General features: G+C 72.7%; 1 protein-coding gene. It reads left to right on the top strand.

Annotated elements, in window-relative coordinates:
- On the top strand, positions 1–2,087 hold a 2,087-nt coding region (locus ACY0I8_RS17935; RefSeq protein WP_461395834.1), incomplete at both ends, for an FAD-binding and (Fe-S)-binding domain-containing protein.

The following is a 2,087-nucleotide window of genomic DNA, read 5'->3' as shown; positions in this document are numbered from 1 at the left end:
TTCCGGATGCGCCGGGTGGTGGAGGTGGACGCCCAGGAGCAGACCGTCACGGTGGAGCCCGGGATCACCTGGGAACGCCTCGACCGGGCGCTGGGCGCCCACGGGCTGACCCTGCGGCTCTACCCCACGAGTTACCCCTCGTCCACGGTGGGCGGGTGGCTCGCCCAGGGCGGGGTGGGCATCGGCAGCTACACGTACGGCCCCTTTCCGGAGAACGTGGTGGCGGCCCGGGTCGTCACGCCCGACGGCCGGGTGCGGGAGTTCGCGGGCGACGACCTCGCGCTCGTGGCCGATGCCGAGGGCATCACGGGGCTGATCACCCGGGTCACGCTGCGGGTGCGCCCGGCCGAACCCCTGGCCGTGGCCGCGGCCGCGTTCGACGACGCCGACGGGCTCCAGCGGTTCCTCGAGACCCTCGCCGGCGCGGACCTGCCGGTGTGGTCCGTGACGTTCATCAACCCCCGCATGGCCGAGCTGAAGGCCCGGGCGCCCCGGGCCGAGGACGAGCCGGTCCCGCCCGCGTTGCCCCGGGCCTTCGTGGTGACCCTGGCGTTCCCGGAGAACGGGGCCGACGACACCCGCAACGGGCTGGGTCGGCTCGCGGCCGGGGCGGGCGGGCGGCTTTTGCCCCACGAGGTGGCCCGCCACGAGTGGGACCACCGGTTCGAGGTCATGGTGGTGAAGCGCCTCGGCCCCTCCCTCGTGCCCTCCGAGGTGGTGGTGCCTCTGGACCGGCTCGCCGCGTTCCTGGGGGACGTGGAGGCCAAGGTGGGCCAACCCATCGTGAAGGAGGGCCTCGTGGTGCGCCGGTGCCGCGACGGCCGGCCGGAGGTGGTGATCCTGGGGTTCATCCCGGCCGACCGCCGGGAGTTCTCGTACCACTTCGTGTTCGGGCTGTCGCTCACCGTGCTCCGGACGGCCGAGGCCCTGGGGGGCCGGGCCTACGCCACGGGGCTCTTCTTCGCCGACCGGGCCCGGGAGGTCCTGGGGCCCGACCGGCTCGAACGGCTCCGGGCGTTCAAGCGGGAGGTGGACCCGCGGGGGCTCCTGAACCCCCGGAAGGTCCTGGACAACGGGATCCTGGGCACGGCCCTGGGGCTCGCGGGGCGCCTGGAACCGGTGGCCCGGAAGATGGGCAACGCCGTGCACCTCGACCTCGGGGAGCGACCCTCGGGCGGGGAGATCAAGGGCATCCCGGCCGACGTGGCCTGGTACGCCTACGCCTGCTCCCAGTGCGGGTACTGCGTGGACGAGTGCGACCAGTTCTACGGCCGGGGCTGGGAGAGCCAGAGCCCCCGGGGGAAATGGTACTGGCTGCGGGAGTACCTGGAGGGCCGGGCCCGGTGGGACCAGCGCATGGTGGACACGGTGCTCTCCTGCACCACCTGCGAGATGTGCGAGCACCGGTGCCCCGAGCACCTGCCCGTGGAGCGCTCCTGGATGAAGCTGCGGGGCAAGCTCATCCACGACCAGGGCCGCATGACGTTTCCGCCGTTCGAGATGATGGCCGCCGCCCTCTCGGGCCAGGGGAACATCTGGGCCGGGTACCGCCGGAACCGGTCCGAGTGGTTCCCGGCTGACCTGCGGGAGGCCCACGGCCCGGGCCGGAAGGCGAAGGCCGTGTACTTCGCCGGATGCACCGCGAGCTACGTGGAGCGCGACATCGGGATCGCGAGCGTGCGGCTGCTGCACGACGCCGGCGTGGACTTCACCTACTTGGGCGAGGAGGAGAACTGCTGCGCCACGCCGATGCTCGTGGCCGGCAAATGGGACCTCTTCGCCGAGACCCTCCGGAAGAACGTGGAGGCGGTGAAGCGGACCGGGGCCGACACCGTGATCACCTCGTGCCCGGCCTGCGACATGATGTGGCGCAAGGTGTACCCCGAGTGGGCCCGGAAGCTCGGGATCGACTACGGCATCACGGCCCGCCACTACAGCGAGGTGGTGGCCGAACGGATCCGGGACGGCCGGTTCCGGTTCCCGGAGCGGCCCGGCGGCCCCGTGACCGTCACCTGGCACGACTCCTGCCACATGGGGCGGGCCTCGAAGGTGTACGAGGCGCCCCGGGAGGTGATCCGGGCGATCCC

The organism is Deferrisoma sp., from assembly GCF_054681715.1.
Note: the sequence above shows the minus strand (reverse complement) of the source record. Positions and strands in the feature narration are given on the sequence as shown.